This window comes from Streptomyces katrae, assembly GCF_000966975.1.
Classification (GTDB): domain Bacteria; phylum Actinomycetota; class Actinomycetes; order Streptomycetales; family Streptomycetaceae; genus Streptomyces; species Streptomyces katrae.
The window spans coordinates 1-7,176 of sequence record NZ_JZWV01000245.1; the positions used below are offsets into that span (position 1 = coordinate 1).

Here is a 7,176-nt window from a genome sequence, read left to right on the forward strand (position 1 = left end):
CCCCCGTGCAACGGCGCCGCACCCACCCGGCCACCGGCACCCCGGCCAACCCCGCACCCAGGCGGAGCAACGCCGCATCGCAGGTGACTCGGCGGTACGCTGACCTCGCCCACCCCGCGACAAGCGATCCGCACCCCCCGAAGGGACACCGCCCCATGCCGCTCGAAGCCGGCCTGCTCGAGATCCTCGCCTGCCCCGCCTGCCACGCCCCGTTCCAGGACAACTCGGCGGACGAGACCACCCCCGAGCTGGTCTGCACCGGCCAGGACTGCGGCCTGGCGTACCCGGTCCGCGACGGCATCCCGGTCCTCCTCGTCGACGAGGCCCGCCGCCCCGCCTGACCGGCGGCCCGCCGCCCCCGCTCGACCAGCCTGGATCCGTCAACACCGCCGGAGGCCCCCATGCTCGACGAGTCACTCCTCGACGCACCGGACGATCTCGCCCGTGCCGACCGCCGCGGCCTGCTCCGCGGCGCCGCCGAGGCCGGGGCCAGAGTGCGCACCGCCGCCCGGCACGCCACCGAGGCCGGCCTCGCGGACCTGCGCCCCGACGGGCGCCCCCGGGCGGTGCTCATCGCCGGCCCCGGTACCGCCGCCACCGGCGTGGCCGACCTCCTCGGCGCCCTCGCCGGAGGCTCCGCCCCGGTCACCCGCCTGCACCCCACCGGCGTCGCGCACGCCGCCGGGGCACTGCGCTGGACCCTGCCCGGCTGGGCGGGCCCCGTCGACCTGCTGCTCATCGCCACCACCGACGGCACGGAACCCGGCCTCGGCGTCCTCGCCGAACAGGCCTACCGGCGCGGCTGCACCGTCGTGGCCGTAGCCCCCGAGCGCTCACCGCTCAGCGAGACCGTCGACGGCGCGCACGGACTCCTCGTACCGATGGCCAAGGCCCCGTACCAGGAGTACGACGAATCCGCCGCCGCCGGCCCCGGCGCCCTGTGGGCCCTGCTCACCCCGCTGCTGGTGCTCCTCGACAAGGTCGGGCTGATCGCGGCCGCCCCGGACGCCCTCCAGCGCGTCGCCGACCGCCTCGACCGCACCGCCGAACGCTGCGGCCCGGCCATCGCCACGTACTCCAACCCGGCCAAGACCCTCGCCGCCGAGCTCGCCGACTCCCTCCCCCTCATCTGGAGCGAGGGCGCCGGCGCCGGACCGGCCGGCCGCCGCTTCGCCGCGACCCTCGCCGAACTCGCCGGCCGCCCCGCGCTCGCCGCGGACCTCCCCGAGGCCCTGCCCGCGCACGGGGTCCTGCTGTCCGGTGCCTTCGCCGCCGGAGCCGACCCCGACGACTTCTTCCGCGACCGCGTCGAGGAGCCCCAGGCCCTGCGCGCCCGCGTCGTACTGCTGCGCGACCGGCCCACCGGCGGACTCACCGCCGCACCGGCCGCGCGCGAGCTCGCCCTCAGCCACGACACGGCCGTCAGCGAGCTCGAACCGGAGGAGGGCGGGGAGCTGGAACAGCTCGCCGAACTCCTCGCCGTCACCGACTTCGCCACCGCCTACCTGGCGCTGGCGGGGCGGGGACACAGCTGAGGCACACACCCGTGCCCGCACCGCTCCAAGATCCAGGAAGACGACGATGGACCGCCTGACGAACACGATCCGCCCCTACGCCTGGGGTTCCACCACCGCGATCCCGGCCCTCCTCGGGGTCGAGCCCACCGGTGAACCCCAGGCCGAGATGTGGATGGGCGCCCACCCCGGCGCCCCCTCCCGCCTCGACCGCGGAGCCGGCGGGACCACCCTGTCGGCCGTCATCGCCGCCGACCCCGAAGGTGAGCTCGGGTCCGCGGCCGTCGCCAAGTTCGGCCCCGCCCTGCCGTTCCTCCTGAAGGTCCTCGCCGCCGGCGCCCCCCTCTCCCTCCAGGTCCACCCCGACCTCGCCCAGGCGAAGGCCGGGTTCGAGGACGAGGAGCGCCGCGGCGTCCCGATCGACGCGGGCCACCGCAACTACAAGGACGCCAACCACAAGCCCGAACTGATCTGCGCCCTCACCCCCTTCGACGGCCTGTGCGGCTTCCGCCGGCCGGCCGAGGCCGCAGACCTCCTCGAAGGGCTGGGCGTCGACTCCCTCAAGCCGTACGTCGACCTCCTGCGCGCCCACCCCGAGGAGGCGGCCCTGCGCGAGGTCCTCACCGCCGTCCTCACCGCCGACCGCGCGGAGATGGCCCACACCGTCGCCGAGACCGCGGCCGCCGCCGAGCGCCTCGGCGGCCCGTACGCCCCGTACGCGGGCCTGGTCCACGACTACCCGGGCGACCCGGGCGTGATCGCGGCCCTGCTCCTCAACCACGTGCGGCTCCAGCCCGGCGAGGCCATGTTCCTCGGCGCCGGCATCCCGCACGCCTACCTCGACGGCCTCGGCGTCGAGCTGATGGCCAACTCGGACAACGTGCTGCGCTGCGGGCTCACCCCCAAGCACGTCGACGTCCCCGAACTGCTGAAGGTCGTCGTCTTCGAGCCCAGCGCCCCCGGTGTCCTGCGCCCCGAGGGTGACGGCGAGGAGGTCTACGAGACCCCCATCGACGAGTTCCGCCTCTCCCGCTTCGCCCTGGCCGCCGGCGGCGCGCCCCGCGCCGTCCCCGAGGCCACCCCGCAGATCCTGCTCTGCACCGCGGGCCGGTGCACGGCGAGTTCGGCCCGCTCCGGCGAACTCGTGCTCGTCCCGGGTGAGTCGGTATTCGTCCCCGCGGGCGAAAAGGTCGAACTGTCCGGGAACGGCACGGTTTTCCGTGCCACCGTGGTCGTCTGACATGACGTCGGCCGCACGGGCAGCTGCAACAATGTGCGGCCGTAGCCAGTGGCCAGGAAAGGACACCCAGCACCCATGAGCGCGTCGGGCGGCACCAAGGCGATCGTGGCGGCACTCGCCGCCAACCTGGCCATCGCTGTGGCCAAGTTCGTGGCATTCCTCTTCAGCGGCTCCTCGTCGATGCTCGCGGAGAGCGTCCACTCGGTCGCCGACTCGGGGAACCAGGGCCTGCTGCTCCTCGGCGGCAAGAAGGCGAAGCGCGAGGCCACCCCGCAACACCCCTTCGGGTACGGGCGCGAACGCTACATCTACGCCTTCCTCGTCTCCATCGTCCTCTTCACGGTCGGCGGCCTCTTCGCCATCTACGAGGGCTACGAGAAGATCCACGACCCGCACCCCATCGACGCCTGGTACTGGCCCGTCGGCGTGCTCGTCTTCGCGATCGTCGCGGAGGGCTTCTCCTTCCGCACCGCGATCAAGGAGTCGAACGAGACCCGCGGCAGCCAGTCCTGGACCCAGTTCATCAGGAGCGCCAAGGCCCCCGAGCTCCCCGTGGTCCTGCTGGAGGACTTCGGCGCGCTCGTCGGCCTGGTCCTCGCCCTGTTCGGCGTCGGCCTCGCCCTGATCACCGGCGACGGCGTCTGGGACGGCGTCGGCACCGTCTGCATCGGCGTGCTGCTGCTCGTCATCGCCGTCGTCCTGGCCCTGGAGACCAAGTCCCTGCTGCTGGGCGAGTCCGCAGGCACCGCGGAGGTCGAGAAGATCAAGGCCGCGCTCGTCGACGGGGACACCGTCACCGGCGTCATCCACATGCGCACCCTGCACCTCGGCCCCGAGGAGCTCCTCGTCGCCGCCAAGATCGCCGTCCAGCACGACGACACCGCGACCGAGGTGGCCAACGCCATCAACGCCGCCGAGGCCCGCATCCGCGCCTCCGTCCCGATCGCCCGCGTGATCTACCTGGAGCCGGACATCTACAACCCCGAGGCCGCCAAGGCCGACGGCCGCTGACCCGACCGGCCGCCACCCGGTCGGCACCGGACACACGAAGGCCCCCGCAGCTCACCCGAGCCGCGGGGGCCTTCGCCGTGGGAACGGGGACGCTACGACTGCGCGTCGGAGCGCTCACCGGCCGTAGCCGCAGTCGCAGCAGCAGCCGCTGCCACGACCGGCTGGGACGGCGGCTCCGCCGGGGCCACCGGGGCGGCGGCCGCCTTCCGCGCCCGCCGGGACACGAGCCCCAGCACCGCGCCGGCCACCAGCACCAGCCCACCGCCCAGCTGCCCCCACACGGCCAGCTTCGCCATCGGGTACATCACGACCTTGGAGACGACCTTGTCCACCGGCACCGGACCGTTGTTCGCGTACTGCGAGCCGTCCGAGTTCATCCGGTTGTCGGCCATCAGGAACACCGACCCCTCGGGCACCGTCACGTCGAAGGCCACCGCCGACGGGTTCTTCCACTGCTCCAGGTAGGGCTCGTCCAGCGGATCGCCGTTGAGCACCAGGCGGTACTGGCCGGCGACCTTGCTGCTCGGCTTGTACCGGATGCGGTCCCCGCCCACGGCGATGACCCGGTTCATCTGCGTCTTCTGCAGGGACCACGGAACGGAGGCGAGGACGATGTCCCCCCGCCGCAGCTTCCCGTCCACCGGCTCCAGGTAGATGCTCTCCCCGTCGGTGTAGGTCGGCGCCATCTGCCAGCCGGCCGCCCTGCCCTCCGAGTAGTGCGCCGGAGGGTTCACGGCCTTCGCCACCGTCACCCCTCCGAGGATGACCGCACCGAGCACCAGCAGGACGATCGCCGCGATCCCGCGCCTGCGCCCTGACCTGTGTGTCATTTCGTCCCTTCCGATGTACCTGCCTTGCATCGTAGGTCGACGGCGACACGGCGAACGCCGCCGGGGCCCTGGTGCGCCAAGTCCGTACATACCGATTCGGACACTGCCCGCACGCCGCCGGGCCCCGTACCGAAGCGGTACGGGGCCCGGCGGGAGGACCGGCGCGGAGGCCGGCTAACGGATCTCGCGCAGCAGCTCCAGAACGGCCGGGCCGTCCGGCGCGGACCGCAGCCGCTCCCGGAAACCGCCGTCCATCAGCTTGCGCGACAGCAGCGCCAGGATCCGCAGGTGCTCGTCACCGGCCGCCGCCTCCGGAACCGCGATCATGAAGACCAGCCGGGCCTTCGTACCGTCCAGCGCACCCCACTCGATGCCCTCGCCGGACCGGGCGAAGCCCACCGTGGGGCGGGCGACCGCGTCCGTCTTGGCGTGCGGGATCGCGATCGACTCGCCGAGACCCGTCGTGCCCTGCGCCTCCCGGGCGAGCGCCACCCGTACGAGCTCCGCCACGTCGTTGACGTTGCCGGTGGTGGCGAGCATCTCGGCCATTTCCCGGATCGCCGCCTCCTTCGAGGCGGCCGCCAGCTCCGTCTTGACCGTCCGCTCCGTCAGATAGCCGGACAGCACCTCCGCCTCCTCGGCGGGCGCGGCGGCCGGCGAAGAGGCCGGGGCCACGGCCGTACCGCCCGCCCCGGCACCGGCAGCCGCTCCGACGAGCACGGGCTCGGGCACCGCCGGCGCGGCCGGCGCACCGGCCCGGCGCTCCTTGCGGCCCTTGATCTCGATGAGGGTGTTGGTGGTCAGCGCGGTCACCACCGTGCCGATGGCGATCGCCATGAAGAACATCGCCACACCACTGACGGCGCCGAACAGCGAGACGACCGGACCGCCGTGCGGCACGGAGTTCTCCACCCCCGCCACACCGGCCACCGCACCGGCCACCGCGCCACCGAGCATGTTCGCGGGGATGACCTGCGCCGGCCGCGCCGCGGCGAAGGGGATGGCCCCCTCCGAGATGCCGAAGAAGCCCATGAACAGGGCCGCCATGCCGGCCTCCCGCTCCTGGTCGGTGTAGAGCCCGCGGCGCAGCAGCGTCGCCAGGCCCTGTCCGAGCGGCATGACCGGGATCGCGGCGGCGGCCATGCCCATGACCGCGTTGTTGGTGCCGATGAGGCCCACGGCCACGAGGAAGGCGGTCTTGTTGACGGGCCCGCCCATGTCGAAGGCGATCATCAGTCCGATGAGGGCGCCGAGGAGGACGGCACTGGAGCCGGTCATCCCGTTCAGCCAGTCGGTCAGGTGCGTGAAGACCCAGGAGATCGGCTGCCCGATGACGTAGATGTAGAACAACCCGAGGGCCAGCGTCGACACGATCGGGATCACGATGATCGGCATGATCGGCCGGACGAACCGGGGGACCCTGACCTTCTTGATCCACACGACCAGGTAGCCGGCCAGGAAACCGGTGGCGATGGCGCCGAGGAAGCCCGCGTTCGCGTCCGCCCCGTAGATGTTCACGGCGTCGGCGGCCAGGAACCCGCCGATCATGCCCGGCACGAGCGCGGGCCGGTCACCGAGGGCGTGGGCGATGTAGCCCGAGAAGATCGGCAGCATCAGCTTGAAGCCGAGCCCGCCCAGCTGGTTGACGTAGAACCAGAACGAGTCCTTGTCGAACTCGATGCCCTTGGGCGTGGTGTGCCCGCCCAGCGCGATCGAGACGGCGAGCAGCAGACCGCCCACGACGACGAACGGGATCATGTGGGACACGCCGTTCATCAGCGCCTTGTACGCGACCCCGCGCTCCCGGCCACCGCCCGCGGCCACCGCGGCCGTCCCTTCCTGCACCGGCGCCGTCCGCACCCGCTCGATCAGCTCCTCCGGCCGGTGGATACCGTCCGCGACGCCCGTGGACAGGACCCGCTTGCCCGCGAACCGGGCCCGATCGACCTCCTTGTCGGCGGCGATGATGATCCCGTCCGCCTCCCTGACATCGTTGTCAGAGAGCACGTTCTCCGCCCCGATGGAGCCCTGCGTCTCCACCTTCATGTCCACGCCGAGTTCGGCGGCGGCCTGCTGGAGCTTCTCGGCGGCCATGTAGGTGTGCGCGATCCCCGTGGGGCACGCGGTGACGGCGAGCAGCTTCCGCCGCCCGGCGCCGTCCCCAACCCCGCCACCGGGAGAGCCGGCCGTAGTACTCACGTGGAATCTCCTTCGCGCCAGGGGGTCGGTCCAACGGCATCCTCCCCCACGCAAGGAGTGGATCAAAAGTCCGAAAGGCCCCGAACCTTCCGCCGGACGGCCCGAAAACGAGCCGGGACAACTCCCCCTGCGGGCTGGGGCCCGCTGCGCCGATCGGTGTAGATTCGTCATCAGTGTCAGGCGTCGCTGCTGATGGCGGTCGGGCGGTCCCCGGGACCGGCCGAGGGGAGAGAGGGCCCCGCGACGGACTGTGCTCGGCGCACCGGCTCGCCCGTGCGCGGCTCAGCCGTACCCACCTCTCGACCCATGAGGAGCACCACCCATGGACTTCAAGGTCGCCGACCTTTCCCTTGCCGCCTTCGGCCGCAAGGAGATCACCCTG

The 7,176-nt window shown here is 72.7% G+C and carries 6 protein-coding genes; 4 read left to right on the forward strand and 2 right to left on the reverse strand.

The features are described 5' to 3' along the window. The first annotated feature begins 155 nt into the window (after nt 1-155). The 4 genes from VR44_RS10905 to VR44_RS10920 all read left to right on the forward strand — a co-directional run bounded on the left by VR44_RS10905 (nt 156) and on the right by VR44_RS10920 (nt 3,765). Nucleotides 156-341, forward strand: a complete 186-nt coding sequence (locus VR44_RS10905; RefSeq protein ID WP_045947230.1) for a Trm112 family protein — start codon at nt 156-158, stop codon at nt 339-341. Between the two features lie 60 nt (nt 342-401). Then, nucleotides 402-1,535 carry an SIS domain-containing protein gene (locus VR44_RS10910; protein ID WP_045947231.1) on the forward strand — a complete coding sequence of 378 codons (1,134 nt, stop codon included), beginning with the start codon at nt 402-404 and terminating at the stop codon, nt 1,533-1,535. Nucleotides 1,536-1,581: 46 nt separating this feature from the next. Beyond that, complete coding sequence (manA, locus tag VR44_RS10915) at nt 1,582-2,754, forward strand: mannose-6-phosphate isomerase, class I (RefSeq protein ID WP_045947232.1); 1,173 nt, start codon at nt 1,582-1,584, stop codon at nt 2,752-2,754. Nucleotides 2,755-2,829: 75 nt separating this feature from the next. Further along, the gene (locus VR44_RS10920; RefSeq protein WP_045947233.1) at nt 2,830-3,765 is read left to right on the forward strand and encodes a cation diffusion facilitator family transporter; all 936 of its coding nucleotides are present in this window, start codon (nt 2,830-2,832) and stop codon (nt 3,763-3,765) included. Between the two features lie 92 nt (nt 3,766-3,857). Here the strand turns inward: VR44_RS10920 and lepB are convergent, their stop codons facing one another. Both lepB and VR44_RS10930 read right to left on the reverse strand, forming a co-directional pair. Beyond that, complete coding sequence (lepB, locus tag VR44_RS10925; RefSeq protein ID WP_045947234.1) at nt 3,858-4,595, reverse strand: signal peptidase I; 738 nt, start codon at nt 4,593-4,595, stop codon at nt 3,858-3,860. 174 nt (nt 4,596-4,769) lie between these two features. After that, entirely contained in the window at nt 4,770-6,794 is a 2,025-nt protein-coding gene (locus VR44_RS10930; protein WP_045947235.1) for a fructose-specific PTS transporter subunit EIIC, read from the reverse strand. Nucleotides 6,795-7,176: the final 382 nt, after the last annotated feature.

What these genes read in the sequence shown, in the direction of transcription:
- VR44_RS10905 (WP_045947230.1), top strand. Translation starts at nt 156, where the DNA reads ATGCCGCTCGAAGCCGGCCTGCTCGAGATCCTCGCCTGCCCCGCCTGC.
- manA (WP_045947232.1), top strand. Translation starts at nt 1,582, where the DNA reads ATGGACCGCCTGACGAACACGATCCGCCCCTACGCCTGGGGTTCCACC.
- lepB (WP_045947234.1), bottom strand. Translation starts at nt 4,595, where the DNA reads ATGACACACAGGTCAGGGCGCAGGCGCGGGATCGCGGCGATCGTCCTG.
- VR44_RS10910 (WP_045947231.1), top strand. Translation starts at nt 402, where the DNA reads ATGCTCGACGAGTCACTCCTCGACGCACCGGACGATCTCGCCCGTGCC.
- VR44_RS10920 (WP_045947233.1), top strand. Translation starts at nt 2,830, where the DNA reads ATGAGCGCGTCGGGCGGCACCAAGGCGATCGTGGCGGCACTCGCCGCC.